This is a genomic window from Chryseobacterium pennipullorum (assembly GCF_003384725.1).
GTDB lineage: Bacteria > Bacteroidota > Bacteroidia > Flavobacteriales > Weeksellaceae > Chryseobacterium > Chryseobacterium pennipullorum.
The window spans coordinates 1-23822 of record NZ_QNVV01000029.1 but is presented as its reverse complement, the minus strand read 5'-3'; the positions used below and the strand labels follow the sequence as shown (position 1 = coordinate 23822).

Below are 23822 nucleotides of genomic sequence, written 5' to 3'. Positions count from 1 at the left end.
GTGATGCAGTTTTTATACTTTTACTGACGGATGACTTTTGCATTTTTATCAGAAAGTTTCTCAGAAATCCATTGCTTCATTTTTTCTTCCTGTTCTTTCTCCTCTTTTTCAGATTGATAGAGAACTACGGTACTTATATTGGCACTGTCGGTATTCGAATTATTGGTGATTTTCCCTATGGAGATATGGTTAAAATCCGGAAACAGAATATTGATTTCTTTGATGAGACTGGAGTCTTTTATCGTATACCTGTCCAGCTGCTGTCTCAGGCCGTTGATAATGAGATCTTTTTCTGATACCACCGTATTCTTCTGCCCGAGCTCATTCAGGATTTCAGACTTGAGATCTGTAGCATCCTGCTTGATCACCATTTGGGTGTTGAGTAGCCCGATATTTTTAAGCTTTTGGTTGATAGAATCCAATTCCTTTTGATCAAACTTTTTGGATAAAAATGCCAATTCGATTTTCCTGGGTGAAGAATTGTAGTTTACTTTTTTATAGATCATTGTGTATCCTTTTTGTGTAAACTCACGGTTGATAAAATCATCAACGCTTTGGCTGAACTTTTTTTCGTTCAGTAAATTATAAGCTAAATAAGAGCTAGGAACAATCATAATAACGATAAGAATATAGATGCCCAGGCGTATTTGCCTTTCATACTTTTTGTCTACAAGTTTTACAGGCTGATATCTCAGGTATTTAATGATGAGAAAAGTAGCAATACAAATGAAAAAGCAATTGATGGTGTACAGATAAAAAGCTCCCATAAAGTAGCTCCATTTGCCAACAGATAGGGCATATCCTGCAGTACACAGCGGGGGCATCAAAGCGGTAGCAATGGCAACACCCGGAATCGGATTCCCTTGTTTCACCCTTGTAATGGCGATCACCCCTACAAGTCCTCCAAAAAAGGCAATAAGCACATCATAAATATTGGGCGAAGTCCGGGCCAGCAGCTCGGATTGAGTCTCTTTAAACGGACTTAGAGAAAAATAAATGAATGATACGAATAAGCTAACCAGTGTTGCAATCAACAGGTTTTTCATCGATCTTTTAAGCAACTGAAAATTGTACGTGCCTAAGGCAAATCCAGCCCCTACAATAGGACCCATTAAAGGAGATATTAACATTGCCCCAATGATAACAGCGGTAGAATTTACATTGAGGCCCACCGATGCAATCACAATGGCACAGGCCAGAATCCACAGATTAGAACCACGAAAAGAAATGTTTTCGGTCACATTCTCAAGAACCTTTTGCTTATCCTCCTCTCCAAATTGGAGATTGATAAATCTAAAAAATTTTCCCACCATGTATTGTTGTCTTTTTTTAAAAAATAAAAATACATATTTAAATGCAATCTGGTCCTCACATTTTAAAATCAGAGATAATAGAATTGAGTGTGGTACATAACCTGTACCCATAATATTACTAACTTCTGTATCTGTGTCTTAACAGAAAGACTCCATAATTTTGTTTAGCTAAAGAAGAAAAACTATGGAAACAACCGTACAACATCATAAGGAACAGGTCCAATATGCTGAAGTATATATTACTGATATGTGGGCGTTGAAAAATATATTTCTGAATATACAGAATGCGTCAAAGGTTAACCAGGATTTTGGGCTTCCATTTTTTTTGGCTAGGAAAAAAAACGAAATTATACTGTTTGCCAGCCTTATTATTAGTGGAACCGGAAGGATTAGTTTTAAAATCTATGAAAAAAGGGGTCTTGCAGAAACTGATAAGAGAGCGTTTGCTTTAAAGGTGGAAAACTACTTCAAAAAAAGTACAGCCCCTAATTTCCGAAATCCGGAACAGTTGAAAAGCAGTATCAGCAGAACGATCAGCTGGCTGAACCTTGAATAAAGCGGTGATAAAATTGTACATTTACCTAAAACCCTGATGCAATGCCTAAAGATGTTCTGTACCTTAAAATAGCCAACTCTGTCACGGAGCAGATCAAAAGTGAAACCTTACAGTTTGGAGAAAGACTTCCCTCACTAAGAAGCGCCCAGAAGTTATATAATGTAAGTCTGAACACGGTAAAGCAGGCTTATATGGAGCTGGAAAGCAGGTCTCTGGTAGAATCACGGCCCAAATACGGCTATTATGTAAGCCAGACCTCACAGAGAAAGCTGGCTCTTCCATCCGTTGCCCAGATCAGGGCTTCCGAAGGTAAGAATACGCCCCAGGACCTTATTGATAAAGTATTTGGGTCCATTGGAGGCACGGATGTTACACAGTTTGCTCTGGGTATTCCGGGGAAAAGCCTTCTTCCGGTCGCCAAAATGAAAAAATGTATGATTGATGTGATGAAGAGGAACGGTGACAGCGGGACCAATTACGAGCCTGTTCAGGGAAGTGAAGCTCTTCGCCGTGAAATTGCCAAATGGTCTATTGTGATGGAAGGCAAAATTACAGAAGATGATCTCGTGATTACTTCGGGAGCGATGAATGCTGTATACAATTGTTTGATGGCTGTCACACAGCCCGGAGATTCGGTGGCGGTGGAAAGTCCTGTCTACTTCGGGATCCTGCAGGCTATTCAGCTGTTAGGACTGAAAGCGGTTGAAATCCCAACCCATCCCATTACCGGGGTAGACCTTGATGCTTTGAAAAAGGAGCTTCCGAAACTTTCTGCATGCTGTTTTGTGGTCAATTACAACAACCCGCTGGGATTTCAGATGCCTGACGAGAACAAAAAGGAACTGGTTAAAATGTTGACTGAGTATAATGTTCCCCTAGTGGAAGATGATGTGTATGGGAATATCTATTTTGGAGCCGGAAGGCCAAAGCCTTGCAAATTTTATGATGAGGCAGGTATTGTGATGTGGGCGGGCTCGGTTTCTAAAACATTAGCCCCCGGATTTCGGGTAGGGTGGGTGGCTCCCGGAAAGTTCAAAGAGAAGATCATCCGTCAGAAACTGGTTCAGACCGTAAGCGGACCTTCACTGTTTTCAGATGTGATCACGGATTTTCTGGAGCATGGGCGGTATGACCATCACCTGAGAATGTTCCGAAAAAAACTGTATGCCAATTATCTTCAGATTCAAAAATCGGTAGCGCAGTATTTTCCTGATAACACGAAAATTTCTGAACCCAAAGGCGGGTTTATGCTATGGCTGGAGCTGGACAAAAGAATATGTACAGAAGACCTGTACGATGAAGCTGTCAGTCAGAAAGTCAATTTTGCGCCTGGAAGAATGTTTTCACAATATAATCAGTATCAGAACTGCATGCGTTTAAACTATGCGCTGGAGTGGACAGATCGGGTAGAAAGCGATCTTGAAAAACTCGGAAAAATGATAAAAAACAGATTTTAATACACCTAAAGCGATGAATGATACCCAAAATGAAGTAAAAATTATTACGTATGAAGCTCAATATAAAGAAGCTTTTAAAACCTTGAACGAAGAATGGATCAAAACATTTTTTGTCATGGAGCCCGGAGACTATAAGCTGCTGGATCATCCTGAAGAAGAGATTTTGAATAAAGGAGGGCACATTGCTTTTGCTTTACTTGATGGTGAAGTGGTAGGAACTTGTGCACTGGTGAAAACCCATGACAACCCTCTTATTTTTGAACTGTCCAAGATGGCAGTGAGCCCTAAAGCGCAGGGTAAAAAACTGGGCTATCTGCTGGGAAATGCTCTTGTGGAAAAAGCAAAAGACTTAAAAGCGGAAAAAGTCTTTTTGGTTACCAATTCCATGCTGGTTCCGGCGATCAGACTTTACGAAAAACTGGGCTTCCAGCATATTCCCGTTACCAATGCAGGATATGACCGTGTAGATGTACAGATGGAGCTGTACCTCAATAAATAAAAAATATTAGAACTCAGATAGGAATATCCTTGTTCTAATATCAAAATTAAATCTAAATGTTTTGCTGTTTTATTTTTTAATGAAAGTCTGGGTCTGTGACTTTCTGCTATCGGTGATTTTAATATAATAAGTTCCCGCAGGAAGGGTTTCAACATTTATTTTTTCATCATAATATCCGTTGGATGATTGCAGGTGCTTTGTTGAAATATGTGATCCCTTACCGGCGATAATTTCTGCTTTAATTTCCTTATCTTCAGATTGATACCGAATGCTTACGACGGTTGACACAGGATTAGGATATATTTTAAAACCAGGCGCAGCTGCCTTTGTTTCTCTTGCTGCCAGTGTTCCCTTGGAACATACCGGAATTCTGTTGACCCCATCTATTCCCCAGGAAGACTGTACCGGAATACAAAGCCAGTTCAATACGGTAGGGAAGTGGTCTGTTTCTCTTGTCGTTGACGTATAATCGTACATTTTGAAGGTATGGGTTGTATTGGCATTGTAGGTAGGAGAACCTGTTGTCGTCATATTATTTCCATTGGGGCCAGAGTCTGTTAACGTATTTCCTGAGGTTTCGTTACATCTCCAGTTAGCCAGTAACTGGGAATAATAAGGGTGCGATGGTGTAATATCCTGGCTGGCCCAATTCACAATTACCTCATTAGGAAGAGCAGACTTCCAGATTCTTATATCTTTATAAGAGGCGGCAAGATTGATCCCATAGGTATTCGTTCCATCCTGATTTAATGTTAAAGGAAGCCCGGAGTCAATATTTCCAATGGAGTTCATTTTAGCAAAAGTAACCGGAACTCCATCTTCATAAAGCGTCACAAGCCCATCTCTGTCAAAGCTTGCCGCAATATGTTTCCATTTATTCGTTTCCATTTTTCCGCCGACAAGATCAATTCTGTTGGTACCGTCACCGATATTCATCTTGAAAGTCTGTCCGGAATATCCTGAAAAAACAATTCCTTTATTTTTTCCGCTGGCCCAGTTTTTATTACTGATCATCACAGGATCACTGGAGTAAGCTGCATTTGGTTTTACCCAAAATTCAATCGTAAAATCCTGGCTCGTTCCAAAATTAAAAGCCGTTTGATTAGCCGGTTTTGCATACGTTCCTGCCGGGAAATTCAATTGATTAAATGTTTTACTGGACTCCAGAACCGTTTTACTGATCTGCTGGGGCATAAATCCAGGATTAGAATACACTGTAAAAATATTTCTCTCGGAAAGATTTCCTCCTCCATGAGAGCTCTCTACCGCTCCATGATCTGTAGTCAATACCACCAACCAGTCTTCATTGCTGTAAGAAGGTCTGTTTTTCATTGCAGTCACAATTTCTCCAATATATGAATCCACTGTTTTAATGGAAGATACATATTGAGGAACACTTGAAGAGAACCCGTACGAATGGCCCGCATGGTCCACATCATCAAAATCTACAAAGAGTATATCAGGATTGTCATTCTGCAAAGCGGTCACGGCTGCATTTTTTACAGCAAGATCGGTTGCCAGATTGGTTTTAACATCGGCCTGCTGTATAATCTTATCATTAATGGGTGCCCAGTGAGCCAGAGAAATAGTTCTCAGGTTAGGATTGTAAGTCTCTGCTCTTGTTAGAAAATCAGGATAATTGATGTAGTTTGGATGGGTAAAATTATTATCCTGAACATTGTGTTTGGTATGCCAAACTCCAGTAAGCATCGTGCTCCATCCGTTTCCACTCCAGGTAGTGGCAGCACAAAGTCCGTCGATGGAATAGATCGACTGGCTGATGAGGTTCTGGATGTTTGGAGTGGGGGTAGACATCATAACATCTGCCCGGCATCCGTCAATACCGATAAAAAGTACTTTTTTGGTCTGCGCTCCAAAGAAAGAGCTCATTACGACAACCATTGAGAATAGTTTTGTTTTCATGGGAAAAGGGTTTTGAAATAAAAAGTTTACAAATAGTAATTTATTTTTAACTATTGTAAAATTAGTTTAGTATTTGTAAACATGTGTGAACTGAAAATGAATTAATTGATAATTAACAAATTCACAAAAGGTTGAAATGTTTGACAACACAAGCCACAAAAGAAAATGACTTTATTTGATGTGCAATCTGACGAGTCTCCACTCACAAAAGTTTACCAAAAAATATCCGGCTTTGGCCAATATTCAATTGCCGTATTACAGTCTCCGTCATTAAGAAGGTAAAAGCACAAACATTTCCAGGGTTTTCATGAAAATATTTGTGCAAAGAATAAGTAAAAAAGATCGGTTGAAAAAGAGGTGATTACAAAATACCCTCAACCTCAGAAATGGTATTCAGAATGTAATCGGGAGCTGCCTTTTGCAGTTCCTCTTTGTTTTGTGCGCCTGATAGGACCGCAATCGTCAGTCCGCAGCCTGCATTTTTCCCCTCTTCAATATCGATCACAGAGTCACCTGCCTTTAGCACCTTGTGGGCTTCACTAATATTGAACTTCTTCATCGCAAGAAGAATCATTTCAGGGCTTGGGCGGCTTTCTGATACGTCATCTGCGGTAATCAAGGCGTCATAATGGATGTTCTCTTTCCAGTTGAGCTTATCCAGAAGCTGATGCGCAATTTCAGAGGTGTATCCTGTATTTAATACAATCTTTTTGTGTTGAGACCTCACGCTCAGCAGAAAATTTTCGGTGCCGTTAATAGGTTTGATCTCAAGATCTTTATAGGACGCTTTTAGCTGATCAGAAAAATTCTCAAAAATAGCAGGCGCATCATCTTCATTGCCATTGATCTCTTTTAAAAGATGGGTAATTGCTTCCAGCTTTTCCATGCCCGCACAGCTGGATAAAACCTTTTCCAGGCTTACTGCATAGCCATACTCATTCACAGCGCGGGTGAGTGTTTTGTATACAACATTATCCTCATCAATTGTTGTTCCGGCCATATCCAGAACCAGTAATTCTATATTTTTCAATTCCATTTTATCCATAAATTTTTTCAATATTAAATTTGGAGAAGCCCCCGCTTCCCGTCATTCCTTTTCCGCCAATACCTGTTATAATATGAATATTGGCAGATGGACTGTGCTCAAAAATGTCTTTTGTTTTGCACTGAGAGTAGATCCCGAACCATCTTCTCTGGATCTCATATGTAGGAAGATCAATAATTTTTTTAGCCTCATGGATCATAAATTCGTCAATCTCCATATTGAGATCATACCCGAGGTCATCTGTATTTTTAGCGTCAGCATACTCATGAGAATCTCCGATGATGACAGAGCCGTCAAGTGCCTGCTTGAATAAAATATGAATTCCGTATTTCTTTTCAAACGAATTGGGATCCTCTAAAGCCTTGATCTTCTGAAAAGAGGGACATTCTCCAAACGATTCATATCTTCTGACCGAAAGACCGGTAAGAATATTCCCTGGAAGGGAGTAAATCCCCTGTGGTTTAGTCTGAAGCATTTGGAGTTTACTGACTTCCAGATCGCTGTCATTGAATACTTTAGGGTATAAAGTTTTGAACTCATGTCCGCCACAGATGATCATTTTAGAAGCATTGAATTCCGTTCCGTCTGCTGTTATAGCCGTGCATTTCTGATCGTCTTCTCCAGTTTCTACTACGGTTGTATTGTAGAAAATCTGTAAGCCCATCTTCTCCTGCAACAATTGATGCAGTTTCACAATCATATCTGCTGAATCTACAGAAAGTTCCTGTGGGAAAAACAGACCTCCTTTGCAATAGTCTGAGCGGAGGCCGTCATACTTTTTGATACAATCGTTTTTTGATAATAAAACAGATGTATAATGATTGTTTTTGTTGATTTCATAAAGCTCCTCAATCAGTTGAAGCTCTTCATCATTGGAAGCGATATAGACAGATCCGTTTTGTCTGATGGTAAGGTCTGCCTGAGCATGGAGTTCATTGTATATGGCCAGGCTTTCCCTTCCGAAGTTCTGCCATTTAAGATCCATACCGGATGGTACCACTTGTCCGAAGTTTCTTACAGTGGCCCCCTGAGGAACAGAATTTCTTTCCAGTAAAGCTACCTTAAGATTCTTCTTCAGCGCATGATAAGCGTGGAATGTTCCTAAAATTCCACCTCCTACAACGAGTAAATCAAATTTTGTTGTCATTGTATTGTAATTTATAAAATTTTCGACGTATCGAAATTGATGAATTGATTAGAGTTTGTGTTTGATTTCGGCTTTGATTTTTTCCTGAAAGCCAGAAAAGCAATTGCCGATAGAACGAATACTGCGATGGTTATTATATAATTTAAATCAATATAGAAATTAAGCCATGAGGTCTTAGACGATCCAAAATTCTTGTACAACAGAATCAGGACACTTCCAAGATACCCGAATGAATCTACAGTATAAATCAGAAAACCTACATTCCCCTTGATTTCAAAAGCAGCGATCATCCGGTCAAAATAAATTCCGTTAAATGGAATATAGCAGATATACATTCCGAGGCCAGAGATAGTCATCCATAGAAAAGGAGGCAAAGAACCCTGCTGAAACAGATAGGTGGAAAGTCCTACCGTAAGAATTCCTGCAAAAAGAATATAATGGTAGTAGGCGAATGCCTTTTTATTGTTTTTCACCTTTACCATAAAACTTAAAATTAGCAACACCATTATGGCAATAGGAATTTCCGTTAAAGTAAAAATGGAGCTGTCAAAACTAAAATTCAGTTCGTCCCAGATTTCACGGTTGAAATTATCTCTGAAGTCCCTTAAAACGGTTAAACAGATATACAGAAATATGATACACATGATCGGAACAAAAAACTGTTGGATCAGCGCTTTTCTTTCCTTTCCATTCAGGGGTTGCCGCTTATTTTTAAGCAAAATATCTTCTTCTGTAGGTTTGGGAATCCTTTCCAGAAGAAGTCCGAAAAGAATCAATGGAATGATAAAAATTAACCCCGCGGAAAAAGGCATCCAGAATTCTGATATCGAAAAAGAATCCATAAGAAATTTTCCCACAGACTTTGTAAATCCGGAAGAAACTACAAAGCTTGAACATAGAAAAAGACCGATGATTTCTGTGGTTTTACGCCCCTCAATATAAGAGAATACAATTCCCCAGATCATTCCCAGCGGAATACCATTAATAAACATAAAGATAATATTGTATGGAGCGGGAACAGCTGCAAACCCTAGTAAGGCAAGCTCAGCAATGGCAATGAAAACGAACAGATAAGTGATTCTTTTCTGAGGCTTCAGCTCAGAAATAAATTTAATACCGATAAATTTAGAAACAAAATAGCCAACGGCCTGGGCAATAATAATCAGGATCTTATAATCTACCCCAAAGTAGGCAAGTCCTTCGAAAGACGCTACGGTAAAGGGCTTTCTAAAACCGTACATGCAGAAGTAAACACCGAAAGCAGCAAAAGCAGCCTGCAAGGTTATGAATGTTTTTGTATTGATGGTTCTGGCCATGGTAATCGTTTAGAAGTTCAGTTTTATTCCCAGATTGAATCGTACGCCATAATATTCTACCTGCTCCGGGCGGTCTTCGCTTTTACCGAAATGATAGATCAGAGGTTTGTTCAGGATGTTGTTCACATCAGCATATAGAGTCAGGTATTTGGTAAATTGATAAGAACCTCCGAAATCCAGATTGCGGTATTTACCATAATAAGAATCATTAATATCTTCTTCAGCATATTCTACGGCATACTTTCCTTTGTAGTTATATGCCAGTCTTGCATTGAATCCTTTTTTCTCAAAGAAAAGCTGAGCATTATACAATTCCTTCGCCTGGTAAGGCAGGGCTACTTTTCTTCCGCTGGGCTTCTCCATTTCCGAAGTCATGAAGGTTGCATTCAGCTGAACCCCGAAATACCGTAAAAACCCTGGGAGAAAATCAAACCTTTTATTCAAACCTAATTCAATACCTCCCAGCCACGCGGCATCTCCGTTGTTGGGAGCCGTAAACTGTACGCCATTCATTCCGTTGTAGGTCCCGATAAAAGAATCCTGGAAAATAGGATCCGTAATCGACTTATAGAAAATTCCGCCACTCAGGATTCCGACATTGGAAAAATAGTATTCTCCCATCAGATCAAAATTCAAAGAATAAGTAGGATTGAGGTTCGGGTTTCCCCCTTTGAACTCATTGTCTCCTTCAATATAAGTCCCTCCCGGCGTAAGGTCTCCAAAATTCGGTCTGGAAAAAGTTCTTGTTGCAGCAAAACGGAGGTTGGTTTTATCGTTCAGGGTATATTTCAAATGAACCATGGGAAGGACCGCGAGGTAATTTTTGGTGTTTTCTACAGGAGTCAGTACATTGTCATTTACGCTGTATCCCCTTACTTTGGTATTGGTATTCGATAATCTGATTCCAACTAAAAGGATAATCTTGTCATTTAGTTTATACGTTGCCATTCCATATGCATCTGCATGCTTTTCAAACACATCAAAGTTTCTTCCTAATGCTTTATTGTATTCCAATGCTTCGGAATCCGCAGTATTGATTTTTAAATTTCCATGATTCTGATACCAGAACTGGTTCATTCCTGTCGTAGACAATACCGGCCCAAAGCTGTTCCCAATATGGGCATTCATTTCACTTAAATATCTCTGCCCATTAGGCTGTGTCGTACTATATTGTGAAAAATCAGACAGAAGTGGGGCTGTTCCGTTGCTCCAGTTATAAAAAATATCTGAGAATTTTGCATTACGTTCTTTGTCTCTGTATTTGAATCCATATTTTAAAGTCAATTTATCAGAAGCATTGATCTCATGGTTGAAGGCCGCTACAATCTTATCTTTTTCTTCCACAAAAACCTTATAAAATTCAAGATCTGTAAATCTCATCTGGGAGGCGTCTGTTTTAAAGTTCGGATCGCTGTAGAAACCGAATAATGCATCAGGGTTTTTATAATCCAGCTTTCCACCGTCCGCTTTCCAATATGCTCTGGGGCCGTTTCCAAGATCTGAAATATAACCAGGATTGATGCCTACGCCGGATTGGGTGTACTTGATGACATAGTATGAATTATTCTGCTTGTCGGGAATATTGCCATATTTGAACTTATTGTCATAGTAAGAGAGATCCCAGTCAATTTTTCCTTTATTTAATTGATGAATACCTCCCAAAGAAACAGAGGTAAGCTCCGTAATCAGTAAGTTGTGGATATTCTGAAGCTCTACTCTCGCCGTATTGCTGGCACTGCTGAATTTATCAAAGCGGATCCTCTGTTTGTAGTGTGTTTCGTCATCCGAAAGGGTACCATACATTCCCTTTAAATAGAATGTAGTTTTTGGAGAAAGCACATACTCAAATGCCGTATTGATTCCTGTTGTTTTTCGAACTCCATTATAATCACGAAGCTCCAGCCTGAAAACTCCTTGATCTCCACTTCGTCTCGCTTCAAAATTATCCGTAGACCAGTTTCTGATAAAGTGAGCAAAATTGAACAAATATCCGAATTTTTTATCCTTTGTCCTTCCCCCATATAAGAATCCGATATTGTAAATTCCCTTATCGGCTTTCGCATTGTATCCGCTTCCTACTGTTGCCTTGAATTCTGTTTTCATAGGTGGAGTTTTAGTGATAAAATTAACGCCACCACCGATTCCGTCGGCTTCGATATCCGGGGTAAAAGACTTGTTGACATGAACATACGAGATCAGTTCTGTAGGAAAAAAGTCGAATGCCGTCGCTCTTGAAGTCGTTTCTTCCTCAGCGGTGGGCAGCCTGTTTCCATTAATGGTTGTTGACGCCCAGAAAGGGGGAAGTCCTCTCAGGGAAACAAATCTTCCTTCTCCCTGGTCCCTTTCGATAGACACTCCCTGTACACGCTGTACCGTCTCTGCAGCATTTCTGTCCGGTAACTTTCCGATTCCGTCAGAAGCAATTACATTGGTGATATTGATCGCATTTTTCTGAAGGTTCAATGCCCGTGCTTCCGTATTTTTTAAAGTTCCGGTAACCACTACTTCATCAATATTGTTTCTGGGTTGAGAAAGCCTGATCGCTCCCAGATCCACAGTTTGTTCTGATTTTAGATCAACATTGATGTCTGAAGACTCATATCCGATGTAGCTGATTTGTAAGGTGTATTGGCCTTCTTCGATATCGTTGATCGTGAATTTTCCCTCAATATCAGTTGTTATATTTTTAGATAAGCCTTTTATTTTGATTACCGCTCCGGGTAGCGGCTGGCTGTCGTCAAAAACAGCTCCTATAATTAACTGCTTCTGCGCTGAAACAAAAATAATGAAACACACAAAAACAAGGGTAAGTAATTTCTCTAATTTTGTTTTCATTTTTACATATATTAAATTTTTCATGCAAATCACGCTAATAATTTTAATATATATAAATATTTTGTATTAAGTATTGTTTAATAAATAGGCCGTATTTGTTACGTGTGTTTTACTTGGGAAGCAGTGAAATTTAATCCTTGAAAATGGAGTGAAATAAGGTTACATTCACTATTTCAACACTTTTGATAAATATTTTTCGAGATTAAAATGGCCTGAAATTTACCGGAAACAAACTTAGTTGGGTTAATATTGAGTTCATCTTAGAAGAGAATGTAAAAACAAAAGTTGCATATTTGTAAACTTTTGAAAAAGGTGGGAAGTTGAAAAATAGGAGAAAAAGCAACCTTGACGAAAGAAAAGAGGTTAAAAATGGGCCTACAGATATTTGTTGTTTCTTTCAGAGCTGGCATGCTAAACAAAGAAATACAGCAAAGAATCTCATGGTATTAGTGATGATAACATTCTTCCACTGACAAAAACCACCTAAAGGACATTGCGATAAAAAATTAAGCAGTATAAAAGTAAAGAACAAGCATTACACAACTTTCATTGCTGATGCTTACCGGAACATGGGGAAACTTCCCGTTGAAATAAAGGGAATCACCTTCTTTTAAAATGACTTCTTCATTATCAATCACATATTTCACTACCCCCTTCAGTATATATTTGAACTCCCAGGCATCAGTAATTACTTTTTCTCTTTTAGAATTGGGCTCAAGAGTCAGCAACACCGCTTCAAAACCCAAAGAGTGAAGACTTTTGCTGAAGATATGCATATACCTGAATCCTTCAGCCTCTACTTCCTTTTCAATAACCTGCTGGCTTTCTTTTGGAACATAGATGAACTTGGCATTGGACTTTTTTTCAACCCCTTCAAAAAAATAACTGGCGTCAATCTCAAGGGATTGGATCAGGTCTAACAAAACGGGAAGCGAGGGAATTGTTCTTCCGTTTTCAATCCTGGAAACAAGACCATTGCTCACATTCGCTTTGAAAGCCAGCTCGTTGATGGTTAGATTGTTTTTTTTTCTAATATCCTTTAATCGCTTACCGATTCCTATTAAAAAGTCATTCATGTTATATCCAATGAAAAGCAAAGGTAGTATTATTCTCTATATGTTGTAAGGTAAGGAGAGGAATTCACGAAAAGGTAAAATGGTAAAAAATGAAAAAAATAAAAACGAAAGGGTTGAAGGTTTATGAGCTCACATAGCGTTGAAGGTATTTGTGAAAAGATTAAAACGCAAGGTTCGCAAGGCTCTTTATTATGCTGTTTTATTCTTCGAACGCAATGGCGCTACGCTCAGCAAAGAAATTGAATAGCTAAGTGAAATGCCTTTGTGCATATTTTATAAGTATCATTTTACAATTCTTTGTGTACATAGCGTTAAAAGTATTTTTGAAAAGATTAAAACGCAAGGTTCGCAAGGCTCTTTATTATGCTGTTTTATTTTTCGAACGCAATGGCGCTACGCTCGGCAAAGAAATTGAATAGCTAAGTGAAACGCGTTTGTGAATATTTTATAAGTATCATTTTACAATTCTTTGTGTACATAGCGTTGAAAGTATTTGTGAAAAGATTAAAATGCAAGGTTCGCAAGGCTCTTTATTATGCTGTTTTATTTTTCGAACGCAATGGCGCTACGCTCAGCAAAGAAATTGAATAGCTAAGTGAAACGCCTTTGTAAATATTTATAAGTATCATTTTACAATTCTTTGTGTACATAGCGTTGAAAGTATTTGTGAAAAGATTAAAACGCAAGGTTCGCAAGGCTCTTTATTATGCTGTTTTATTTTTCGAACGCAATGGTGCTACGCTCAGCAAAGAAATTGAATAGCTAAGTGAAACGCCTTTGTGAACGTTTTCATAAGCATTACTTTAAAAAGCTTTGCGTGCATAGCGTTACAAATCACAATAAATAATCTTCAGTTCTATATTCTGCTCAGGAAACGTCCAGCTTTCCAGCCTCCTCTTCCAGTCTAAAAAAGCTTTTCCTCCCAATACTCCTATCCCAATAAAATTTCCTTATTTTTGTAAAACTCCTTATTTCATTTATGAAAAAAATTATTCTTATCGAAGATGAAACCAGCGTGGTGTCTTTTATTAAAAAAGGACTTCAGGAAACCGGATATGAAATTTCTGTAGCATTTGATGGGCGTACAGGCGTACAGCTGGTACAGGCTAATGATTTTGATCTGGTGATCCTGGATATTATGCTGCCTGAAATGAATGGTCTGGATGTATGTAAGGAAATAAGAAAGACCAATCAGAGTGTTCCAATTTTGTTCTTGACGGCTTTGGGAACCTCCGAGAATATTGTCCTTGGCCTGGAAAGCGGGGGTGATGATTATCTGGTAAAACCTTTTAAATTCATAGAGCTGGTTGCCCGTGTGAAGTCTCTGTTGAGAAGAAGCAATAACAACGGTCCGCAGGAAACCTTGGAACCGGAACCGGATAATGAACATGTATTTCAGTTTTCGGATCTTACCGTAAATGACTATACCAAAAAAGTAACCCGCGGCGGAGAAGAGATTACCCTGACCTCTACGGAATATAAATTGCTGCTGTATTTTCTTAATAACCCTGAAAAAGTAATTTCAAGAGCGGAAATTCTGGATGCCGTATGGGGAGTTAATTATGAGCTGGGAACCAATGTTGTGGATGTCTATGTCAATTATCTCAGAAAAAAGCTCGATAGTCACGACGATAATAAGTTAATTCATACCGTGATAGGAATGGGATATGTATTGAAAAAAACATAATGGATGTTTAATAAAGTGATTACAAATCAGACCAAAACGATGGTGCTTTTAATGTTGGTTTTTACAGCCATCATATTGCTGTTCAGTGGTTTGGTTTACTTTTCTATCGTTAATTTTTCGCACCAGAGGTTTTATGAGCTGCTGAAGATCAGGACGGCAACTATTGTTCAGATCGAAAAAAGCAAGGACCATCTGGATCTTCCGGAAAACTATATTCTCAACAGTCTTAATGACGAGGAGCTTCCGATGGAAAAAGATTATGTTTTCGCAGTTCCTACCGATTCAAATTTCAAAAAGATTTCCCAGGAGGTACATATTCCCGCCTATTTCTTTAAGAATATCATCAGAGAGGGAGAATCGAACTACAATGACAAGGAATTTTATTATATAGGGCAGAGCTTCAGATACGACGATAAAGATTATATAGCCATCGCATCTGCTAAAAACCATTATGTGGTGTATTATCTTGGCTTTCTAAAACGGACCCTGCTTACCTGTATCGTTCTTTCACTGTTCTTCAGTATGATATTTTCATTTTATCTGTCTAAAACTTTATTTAAACCTATCTTAAAAATTACAGGAAAAGTAAAGGAAATAAGTTCAGAAAATCTTCACTTAAGGCTGGAATCACATCCGGATAATAAGGAACTGAACGAATTGGTAGATACCTTCAATGATATGCTCAACCGGATAGAGACGTCCTTCGAAACTCAAAACCATCTCATTGGAAATGTTTCGCACGAGCTGAGAACTCCTCTTACCTCTATTATGGGAGAAGCGGATGTGGCGCTTTCCATCAGCAGAACTGCCGATGAATATAAGGAGACCCTCGGCATTATTCTGGATGAAGCCGAAAAACTGGATAAAAAGATTAAAGCCTTGCTCATGATTGCCCAGACCGGATTCGACGGTAAGATTCAGAAAATGGATAAAGTAAGAATCGATCAGCTGCTTTGGGATGTTATTGAAACACTAAGAAGAATAGATGCCAGGAACAATATTTACCTGGATATCAGCATGCTTCCTGATAACCCTAAAAAACTAAAAGTTCAGGGGAATGAGCAGCTGCTGCATCTTGCTGTGGCTAATATCATTAGTAATGGCTGTAAATATTCTAACTTTCAACAAGTCAAGGTTTCCCTGGGAGCCACAGATACCGATGTTTATATTATTGTAAAAGATAATGGGATCGGAATTCCCGAAGTGGAAATGAATAAAATCTACGACCCATTCTTCAGAGCCTCTAATACCAATAACTATGAAGGCTATGGAATCGGTCTTCCGTTAGCGAGAAACATTGTAAGGATGCATCATGGAGAACTCATCGTAAGTTCGCATGAGAACCAGGGGACTACCGTGCAGATGCGTTTCCCGAATTTTTATAGTATGCAGAAAGAAAATCTATAAAGCGAAAGAGGAGTTATCATACATCAGTCGGTCTGTTTCCCTGGTGTTTATGGGGTTTTTCTATGATCCTTTGCTCCTATGTTAATTCCTATTAACAATTTTCTAATCTCATTTTAATCTCTTTAATCACATTTTAATTCCGTTCCAAAGATGTTTTAATTTGGTCGTTCTAGTTTTGTATTATCAAAAAAGATAAACACAATACAAAATAATAAGAACATGGCTAAAACAATTTTAATTGCTACAGATTACACCCTTGAGTCATTGAATATATTAAAAAAAGTGCTGAAGGAAAAAGATGCAGCAGAAGATCAGAATCAGTACAACATCATCCTTACTTCAGGATATGATTCAGGAGATTCCATCAGAGATCTTTTATTCAATACCAAAACATCAATTTTTAATAAGATCAGGCCACTGGAGTTTTGTGATGCCTATGCTATTATCAAAAACAAATATCCTCATCTTGTTCACAGAATTACTTGTGATGTTTTTACAGGAAGCTTTCAGAGAACATTCAACCAGTATGTAAAAGCAGAAAATATTGAAGAGGCGTATTATTCTTCAGCCATTAAAAGTAAGGGTAAAGGTAAGTTTGATCTTGTCCCTTATATCAAAAAATGCAAAGAACTCCAGTCCAGAGAAATTACCATTGAAGTACAAGAAAGGCTTCCTGAGCGAGGAAGGCTGGCAGAGATCTTTGTGGAAGTCTAAAAAGTTAAACACTATTAAAAAGATAAAAAATGTTAAGAAATTATAGTAACAGCAGGACACTGGGAGACAATATCAGATTGGGGACGCTGACTGCATTTACGGCAGGTACTATAAATATTGCTTCCCTATTGATATTTCTCTCTTTTACTTCCAACGTAACAGGGCACTATGCTGTTCTGGCAGCGGAAATCAGTAAAGCAAACTGGACACAGGTAGCTGTGGTAGGCGGATGGATCTTTTTATTCTTCTTCGGAAGTTTTGTATCCAATTTTATTGTGATCAACTTTAATAAGAAAAGTAAATATTTTGCCCATGCCATGCCGATTGTGCTGGAAATCATATGCTTACTCTTTGTAGGGGTGTACGGACAGTTTTATTATCAGAAAACACTGGAAGAAACCGAGTATCTCGTGGCATTGATGCTTTTTGCTACCGGTCTGCAAAATGGTTTAACAGCCAGTATTTCCAACTTTTCAGTGAAAACTACCCACCTTACAGGAACAACCACCGACCTGGGAATTCTGGTATCCATGTTTACCCAAAAGAAATACAGAAAAAACGGAGAGCTTATCGGAAGAGCAAAATTACTGATGAGCATTATGATTGCCTATGTTTTAGGAGCTGTATTTTCAGGGTTAACGTATTACTATCTGGAATTCAGAGTGTTCTATGTGATCAGCTTCTGTCTTCTGATCGTGATCGGATATGATGCCTATAAAATTCATATAAGACACTTCAACACAAGATACAGATATAACAGGATCTATAAAAAGCCAAATCTCTTAGCTTATTTATATGAAAAGATTCATGGAATCCCTAAAAATGAAAAGAAGAGAAAGCTTGTATTTGAAGACTAAAATATAAATATCATATTAATTTTTTGTATAAACTAGCTGTGAACACCCTTATTCTATCTGGAAGAAGGGTGTTTTTTTGTGAATACGATTTTGCAGCCAGATCTGTTTTGATCCTGGTTGATCTATTCGGCAAGTCTCAAAAATAAAAATACCTATGCAGAATAAGCCGGTAGTTAAAGCCCTTCAATACAAACAGAAAAAAAATCGAATGGGGATAAATATGGAAAAATGTTGATAATTAAATATTAAATCACGGTTTTAGTATTTTAATTCCCGTTTTCATTGTCTATTTTTGTAAGTTGATTTACGTTTTTATGTCAGATATTATTCAGCTTTTACCGGATCATGTAGCCAACCAAATTGCCGCTGGAGAGGTGGTGCAGAGACCTGCATCCATTGTCAAGGAGCTTTTGGAGAATGCTATAGATGCAGATGCAACAAAAATTGAATTGATCATCAGAGATGCCGGTAAAAATCTTATACAGGTGGTAGACGACGGAAAAGGAATGTCTGAAACAGATGCCCGTATGGCTTTTGAAAGACATGCGACATCCAAAATCCGGGGAACGGAAGATATCTTCAAAATTGCGACTAAAGGATTCCGCGGAGAAGCGCTGGCATCTATTGCGGCTGTATCCCAAGTAGAGCTGCGAACAAAACAAAAAGACAGCTCTATCGGAACCAATATCTATATAGAAGGGGGAGTGTTTCAGTTTCAGGATCCGGTGCAGACTGCAGAAGGATCCAACTTTCTGGTGAAAAACCTTTTTTATAACGTTCCGGCAAGAAGGAAATTCCTGAAAAATAATAATATCGAATTCAGACACGTAATTGATGAGTTTCAACGTGTTGCGTTAGCACACGAAAACCTTGAGTTTTCTTTGTTTCATGATGATGAGGCCGTTTTCAGACTGAGAAAAGGCAGTCAGATGCAGCGTATTGTGGATGTTTTCGGAAGAAAGCTTCAGCCTCTTCTCATTCCCATTAAGGAAGATATTATCTGGTGCAAGCTTCATGGTTTCGTAGCCAAACCCGAAGGATCCAAAAAATCCAGAGGAGAACAGTTTCTTTTTGTGAACGGTAGGTATTTCAGAAGCCCATACTTTAATAAAGCAGTACAGGAAGCTTTCGAAGGATTGCTTCAGCCCGGATACGTCCCTTCTTTTTTCCTTTTCCTGGAGCTGGATCCTGAAAAAATAGACGTGAATATCCATCCGCAGAAGACGGAAGTAAAGTTTGAAGATGAACACCTCATTTTTGCACTGCTCCGCTCTACGATCAAAAGATCGCTAGGGATTTATAATGTATCTCCGAGCCTTGATTTTGACCGAGATCCGGAATTGGACGAAATGATGAACAAGCCGATTCCCAGCAAAAGTAATGGCGGAGGCAGCAGTGGTGTAATCAAAATGCCTGAAATCATCGTGGATAAGGACTACAATCCGTTTTTGGAAGAAAAAAATGTAGTACACCCGGAAGAAATTCAGAACCTTACTGAAATGTATCATCAGAACATTACCGCAGAGCCTTCGAAAATCAATTTATTTGAAGATGAAGATTTTGATGAAGACCTGATGAGACTTCCGAACGGATATTGGCTTTTCAATAAAGGAGATGTGACTCTTATGCTGGATCTTGGGAGAATGCACAGGTTACTGGTTTCCGAAAATAACAAATCTACCAGAAAATCAAATACAAACAGCCACGCCCTTTTATTCTCTCTGGAATATCATATGAATGAGATCGAAAAAAATAAATACAATTCGATCAAAAAATATCTTCCGGAATTAGGGTTTGACATGAAAATTGCTCATGAAAGTGTACTCCGCATAGATTCACTTCCTGAAGGGCTTAAAGAAACCCAGGCGATGAAGTTCCTGGAAAACCTTTTTGAGATCCTGGAGTACAAAACGGAAGAAGAATTTATGCAGTATTATCATAATCAATGGAATAAAATGCAGTCGAAATCAAGATTTGACTTTATCTATAAGAAAGATGCGGAACAGGTTATCAAAGATTTTACGGCATTAGGCTTTCCGGAGTTTCTGCCGGATGGCAAAAGATGCTTTTATGAAGTTCCGTTCAACGATTTTAAAAACAAATTTTAAAAATTATGTTTAATAATATACCGCCGATTACAAGGAATATCATTATTATAAATGTTATAGTATTTATTGTTACGTCTTTAATGGGAAACCAGATTATTGGTTACCTGGCGGGTTTTTATCCGTTTTCACCATACTTTAAATCCTGGCAGATTATTACCCACATGTTTATGCATGGAGGACTGATGCATATTTTATTTAATATGTTTACATTATTCAGTTTCGGTCCTGTTCTTGAGCAGACATTAGGGGATAAGAAGTATCTGATTCTTTACTTTGCCAGTGGCTTGGGAGCTTTTTTCCTTTTTAATCTGTGGAATTTTGTAGAAGTCCAACAGATTTCGGCTGAACTACAGCAGTTGGGTGTGAATGTGGGAGCCTATCTGTCCGGAGCAAAAATAGAACTTGCTGGAAGTTCAGAGGCTGTTTTAAGACAAAAGGAGCTCCTGGGAAGCCTTCAGGACATTACTACAACGCCTATGGTGGGTGCTTCCGGAGCTATTTTTGGGGTAGTCGCTGCTTTTGCAACATTATATCCGGATTCTAAAATAGGAATCATGTTTATCCCGGTTCCGATTAAAGTTAAGTACCTGCTGCCAATTATTGTAGTGATCTCTGTATATCTTGGTGTTTCCGGAAAAGGAGGCGGTATTGCACACCTTGCTCACGTTGGTGGCGCTTTGGTAGGATGGCTGTTGGCACGAAATTGGAAAAAGCACCTGTACAGATTCAATTAAACTATTTTTGTGAAGATTTTCCGCCTTATATTATTGATCGCCCATCTTGGAATTTTATTTCTGCTGTTGGGTTCCCTGCTGAATGCTTATGTACCTCCTAAGGTTTTTCCATGGTTCAATCTGTTGTCTCTGGGTTTTCCGGTCCTTATCATCCTGTATATTGTTTTGACAATTTTTTGGGTGGTCAGCTGGAAAAAAAGGGCTTTTATATTCATGTTTGCGGGACTGGCTTTTATGCAGCCTGTGAAAAGATGGGTAAATTATTCTGCTGAAAAGAAAGGAAATGCAGATATCAAAGTTGTTTCTTTCAATACCAAAACCGGGATGAAGGATAGGGCGGAGGTGAATGCTTATTTAAAAGCTCAGGAAGCAGATGTTATTCTCCTGCAGGAAGATGCCGGGAAGAGTTATGGACTCAAGGGATATGAGATAGTAAGTCCAAATGGGGTCCTTACAGTTTTGACGCGGCATAAAATCATCAGTCAGAAGGTTTTAAGACCTCAGGATGATGATGATAAAATACCGGGAATGCAGATCGACATTGAAATACAGGGAAAAATCTATAGATTTATTGATGTTTATCTTTTTCCTTTTAAGTTTGAAAAACAAATGGTAAAGCTTAATGGAGATACCGATGCTAATGAGCAGAAAGTAAAGGATATTGTAAAAAGGCTTATTCCTACATTTAAGACGCATCAGGATCAGGTATCCCTTATTCGGGAGGCCGTAGAAAATTCTCCCTATCCTGTTATTTTAGCAGGTGATTTCAATTCTGTACCCAATTCCTATGAATATTATCACTTGTCAGAGGATCTTCAGGATGCATTTCTGACAGCGGGAAAAGGAAGTGCTACCAGCTTTCATGATTATAAATTTCCCATCAGGATAGATTATGTTTTTTCTTCAAAGTCATTACAGGCTGTTTCGTACCGTGTAGATCGTTCTGTCAGTCTTTCAGATCATTATCCGGTCATTTCAGAATTTTCATTGAACAACAAATAATCATAAAAATAGTTAAAATTCACCTGCTTGGTAGGGTTTTTGCTTAAAAAAATACGTACCAAGACCGTTTTTTTCATGAAGCCTAATCAGATACTACTGTTTATACATATTATTATTGCTGTTTTATTGCTATGTACCCTCGGAAATGCCTGGGTTCCGCCAAATCTTTTGGGGAATCTTAACCTTCTTTCTCTGGCTTTTCCTTATCTGATATTTGCGCATATTATCCTGACAATAGTCTGGATTTTTAAAAAAAACAAAATTGCAATTGCTTTTGCCTTGGGGACTTTCCTTTTTTATAATCCAATAAGAAGGTGGATCAATTTCTCACCCAAAGTAGAAAATGTAAAAAGCATACGTGACATTAAAGTGCTGACTTTTAATGTAAAGTATGGTGATTACGGATGGGATAAGGTAAAAGACTATATTAAAGAACAGAACGCAGATATTGTATTGGTTCAGGAAAAAGATACCAGCAGAGCTTTAAGACAGGATCTGATAAAATATCCTTCGGTAATTCTGAAAACAAAACATAAGATTGTACGACAGGCGGAGATTATTGAGGAACAGGCAAGAGGAAATTCTTTCTATGCGGATGTGGATATCAACGGTAAGATTATTCGTATTGTAAACGTTTACCTTGAGCCGTTCAGGCTTGATAAATCGATGTTTACCAAACTTGATGCTTTAGGTGCCGGGAATATATCGAAGCTTCTTTCTCACATGATTCCTACATTTCAGGCTCATGAAGACCAGGTTAAAAAGATTAGAAAAGTGATCGATCTCTCTCCTTATCCTGTAATATTGGCCGGTGACTTTAATTCTGTTCCCAATTCTTACGAATACTATAATTTGGGGAAAGATTTGCAGGATGCATTTTTGGTTGCTGGAAAAGGGAGTGCTAGCAGTTTTCATGACTATAAGGTTCCATTGAGGATAGACTATATTTTCACTTCAAAATCAATTATCCCCCTGAGCTATAAAGTAGATCAAACTGTGAAATTATCGGATCATTATCCTGTAATTGCAGAATTTCTGCTAAATTAGTTCCATGAAAAATTTTCTGCCTGCAGTATTCATTTTTATTATTTTGCTTACAGCCTGTTCAAAGAAAGAATCATCAGGATTTGTGGGTGAGGAGCGCGTGAAAGTTCATTATGATACGACAGCAATTGATTCTTTTTCCAACGGAGCAGTTTCGGTAGATATAGCCCGCAAAATAAGAATGTCATCACCCCAATATCGCGATTCGGTAAAGCAGGCTCTAAAAGTTCAGCTGGAAGAAAAAAAGCTGAAAGAAGAGCTTGAAAAAGAAAATAAAAAGAAACTGGAGGAAGAAAAGAAAAAAGCAGAATCTGAAAAGAAACAAAAGGCTCCGGAATCATCACCTGCCGGCGCAGCCAAAACAGAATAAATCAAAAAACATATATTAAAAAAATATAAAATATGAAAAAGCAAATTATTGCAGCATTGGCGATCTCTGTATTCGCTGTTGCGTGTACCAAATCAACGACAAAAACAGAACAGGTGGAAAACCCTGACGGATCAGTAACCACTACCAGTACAACTGTTACGGAAACTCCCTCTGATGTTGTAGACACTTCAAAGATTAACAAAGCCAAAGAAGATGTTAAAACGAAAGTGGACGAAGCTGGAGATAAAATAGATAACGCTGCCCAGAAAGCCAAAGATAAAATTGATGCGACTGCCGATAAGACAAAACAGGATCTGAACAAAGCAGGACAAGATATCAAGTCTGAAGCCAATAAGGTAGGAAAAGATATTAAAAGTGGTGCCCAGGAAGTAGGGAAAGATGCTAAAGAGGCTGCTAAAAAAGGCGCTTCCAAAGTAGAGGAAGCTGCCAGAAAAGTAAAAGAAGATTTAAGCAAATAAGAAAAAACCGCAGCTGAATTCAGCTGCGGTTTTTTTATGGTTGGAAGTCAGAAGAGGAAAGCTGAAAATGCCTTCTCCCTCTCCCTATAGTCATGGTAAGTTAAATCCTTCTACACGCACTTCGAAAGAGAAAATGTAAGTAGTATAAAGACTGGGTAGTATCTCACTAACTGTGTAAGTTAAAAAGTTATTCTGGAAAATTTTGAGCCCTTACAGCTCAAAAAATTTTACGGAAATAACTTTTTATTATTTT

General features: G+C 38.4%; 20 protein-coding genes. 13 read left to right on the top strand and 7 right to left on the bottom strand.

Going from position 1 to position 23822, the window contains the following annotated elements:
- Window positions 1–20: 20 nt before the first annotated feature.
- Entirely contained in the window at window positions 21–1313 is a 1293-nt protein-coding gene (locus DRF67_RS20660) for a DUF389 domain-containing protein (protein ID WP_115930203.1), read from the bottom strand.
- 184 nt (window positions 1314–1497) lie between these two features.
- Here DRF67_RS20660 and DRF67_RS20655 point away from each other — a divergent pair, with 184 nt between their 5' ends.
- Genes DRF67_RS20655 through DRF67_RS20645 form a run of 3 tightly spaced genes read left to right on the top strand, consistent with a single transcriptional unit; the run spans window position 1498 to window position 3825 of the window.
- Window positions 1498–1869: a hypothetical protein gene (locus DRF67_RS20655; protein ID WP_115930190.1), complete on the top strand. Its 372-nt coding sequence runs from the start codon at window positions 1498–1500 to the stop codon at window positions 1867–1869.
- Between the two features lie 41 nt (window positions 1870–1910).
- Window positions 1911–3326 (top strand): aminotransferase-like domain-containing protein, encoded by a 1416-nt coding sequence (locus DRF67_RS20650; RefSeq protein WP_115930189.1) that lies wholly within the window; start codon window positions 1911–1913, stop codon window positions 3324–3326.
- 13 nt (window positions 3327–3339) lie between these two features.
- Window positions 3340–3825: a GNAT family N-acetyltransferase gene (locus tag DRF67_RS20645; protein ID WP_115930188.1), complete on the top strand. Its 486-nt coding sequence runs from the start codon at window positions 3340–3342 to the stop codon at window positions 3823–3825.
- 69 nt (window positions 3826–3894) lie between these two features.
- Here the strand turns inward: DRF67_RS20645 and DRF67_RS20640 are convergent, their stop codons facing one another.
- The 6 genes from DRF67_RS20640 to DRF67_RS20615 form a co-directional block, all read right to left on the bottom strand.
- Complete coding sequence (locus DRF67_RS20640; protein WP_115930187.1) at window positions 3895–5748, bottom strand: alkaline phosphatase family protein; 1854 nt, start codon at window positions 5746–5748, stop codon at window positions 3895–3897.
- 361 nt (window positions 5749–6109) lie between these two features.
- Complete coding sequence (locus tag DRF67_RS20635; RefSeq protein WP_185142140.1) at window positions 6110–6784, bottom strand: HAD-IA family hydrolase; 675 nt, start codon at window positions 6782–6784, stop codon at window positions 6110–6112.
- Window position 6785: 1 nt separating this feature from the next.
- A complete protein-coding gene (locus DRF67_RS20630; protein ID WP_115930186.1) occupies window positions 6786–7940 on the bottom strand; it encodes a TIGR03364 family FAD-dependent oxidoreductase in 1155 nt (384 codons plus the stop codon).
- An 11-nt stretch (window positions 7941–7951) separates the two neighbouring features.
- Complete coding sequence (locus DRF67_RS20625; protein WP_115930185.1) at window positions 7952–9256, bottom strand: DUF5690 family protein; 1305 nt, start codon at window positions 9254–9256, stop codon at window positions 7952–7954.
- 9 nt (window positions 9257–9265) lie between these two features.
- Window positions 9266–12091 carry a TonB-dependent receptor gene (locus DRF67_RS20620; RefSeq protein ID WP_115930184.1) on the bottom strand — a complete coding sequence of 942 codons (2826 nt, stop codon included), beginning with the start codon at window positions 12089–12091 and terminating at the stop codon, window positions 9266–9268.
- Window positions 12092–12597: 506 nt separating this feature from the next.
- Entirely contained in the window at window positions 12598–13167 is a 570-nt protein-coding gene (locus tag DRF67_RS20615; RefSeq protein ID WP_115930183.1) for a helix-turn-helix domain-containing protein, read from the bottom strand.
- Between the two features lie 979 nt (window positions 13168–14146).
- On the opposite strand from DRF67_RS20615, the gene DRF67_RS20610 reads away from it, so the two are divergent.
- The 10 genes from DRF67_RS20610 (at window position 14147) to DRF67_RS20565 (ending at window position 23569) form a co-directional block, all read left to right on the top strand.
- Window positions 14147–14854, top strand: coding sequence for a response regulator transcription factor (locus tag DRF67_RS20610; RefSeq protein WP_115930182.1), 708 nt, complete (start codon window positions 14147–14149; stop codon window positions 14852–14854).
- A gap of 3 nt (window positions 14855–14857) precedes the next feature.
- Window positions 14858–16261 carry a sensor histidine kinase gene (locus DRF67_RS20605; RefSeq protein WP_115930181.1) on the top strand — a complete coding sequence of 468 codons (1404 nt, stop codon included), beginning with the start codon at window positions 14858–14860 and terminating at the stop codon, window positions 16259–16261.
- A gap of 219 nt (window positions 16262–16480) precedes the next feature.
- Window positions 16481–16975 (top strand): hypothetical protein, encoded by a 495-nt coding sequence (locus tag DRF67_RS20600; protein WP_115930180.1) that lies wholly within the window; start codon window positions 16481–16483, stop codon window positions 16973–16975.
- A 29-nt stretch (window positions 16976–17004) separates the two neighbouring features.
- Window positions 17005–17832 carry a YoaK family protein gene (locus DRF67_RS20595; RefSeq protein WP_115930179.1) on the top strand — a complete coding sequence of 276 codons (828 nt, stop codon included), beginning with the start codon at window positions 17005–17007 and terminating at the stop codon, window positions 17830–17832.
- 314 nt (window positions 17833–18146) lie between these two features.
- On the top strand, window positions 18147–19940 hold the full coding sequence (mutL, locus tag DRF67_RS20590) for a DNA mismatch repair endonuclease MutL (RefSeq protein ID WP_115930178.1): 1794 nt from the start codon (window positions 18147–18149) through the stop codon (window positions 19938–19940).
- Window positions 19941–19945: 5 nt separating this feature from the next.
- Window positions 19946–20674: a rhomboid family intramembrane serine protease gene (locus DRF67_RS20585; RefSeq protein ID WP_115930177.1), complete on the top strand. Its 729-nt coding sequence runs from the start codon at window positions 19946–19948 to the stop codon at window positions 20672–20674.
- A 9-nt stretch (window positions 20675–20683) separates the two neighbouring features.
- Window positions 20684–21676 (top strand): endonuclease/exonuclease/phosphatase family protein, encoded by a 993-nt coding sequence (locus DRF67_RS20580; protein WP_228435877.1) that lies wholly within the window; start codon window positions 20684–20686, stop codon window positions 21674–21676.
- A 75-nt stretch (window positions 21677–21751) separates the two neighbouring features.
- Complete coding sequence (locus DRF67_RS20575) at window positions 21752–22723, top strand: endonuclease/exonuclease/phosphatase family protein (protein ID WP_115930176.1); 972 nt, start codon at window positions 21752–21754, stop codon at window positions 22721–22723.
- Window positions 22724–22727: 4 nt separating this feature from the next.
- Window positions 22728–23090 (top strand): hypothetical protein, encoded by a 363-nt coding sequence (locus DRF67_RS20570; RefSeq protein WP_115930175.1) that lies wholly within the window; start codon window positions 22728–22730, stop codon window positions 23088–23090.
- A gap of 32 nt (window positions 23091–23122) precedes the next feature.
- Window positions 23123–23569 carry a hypothetical protein gene (locus DRF67_RS20565; protein WP_115930174.1) on the top strand — a complete coding sequence of 149 codons (447 nt, stop codon included), beginning with the start codon at window positions 23123–23125 and terminating at the stop codon, window positions 23567–23569.
- Window positions 23570–23822: the final 253 nt, after the last annotated feature.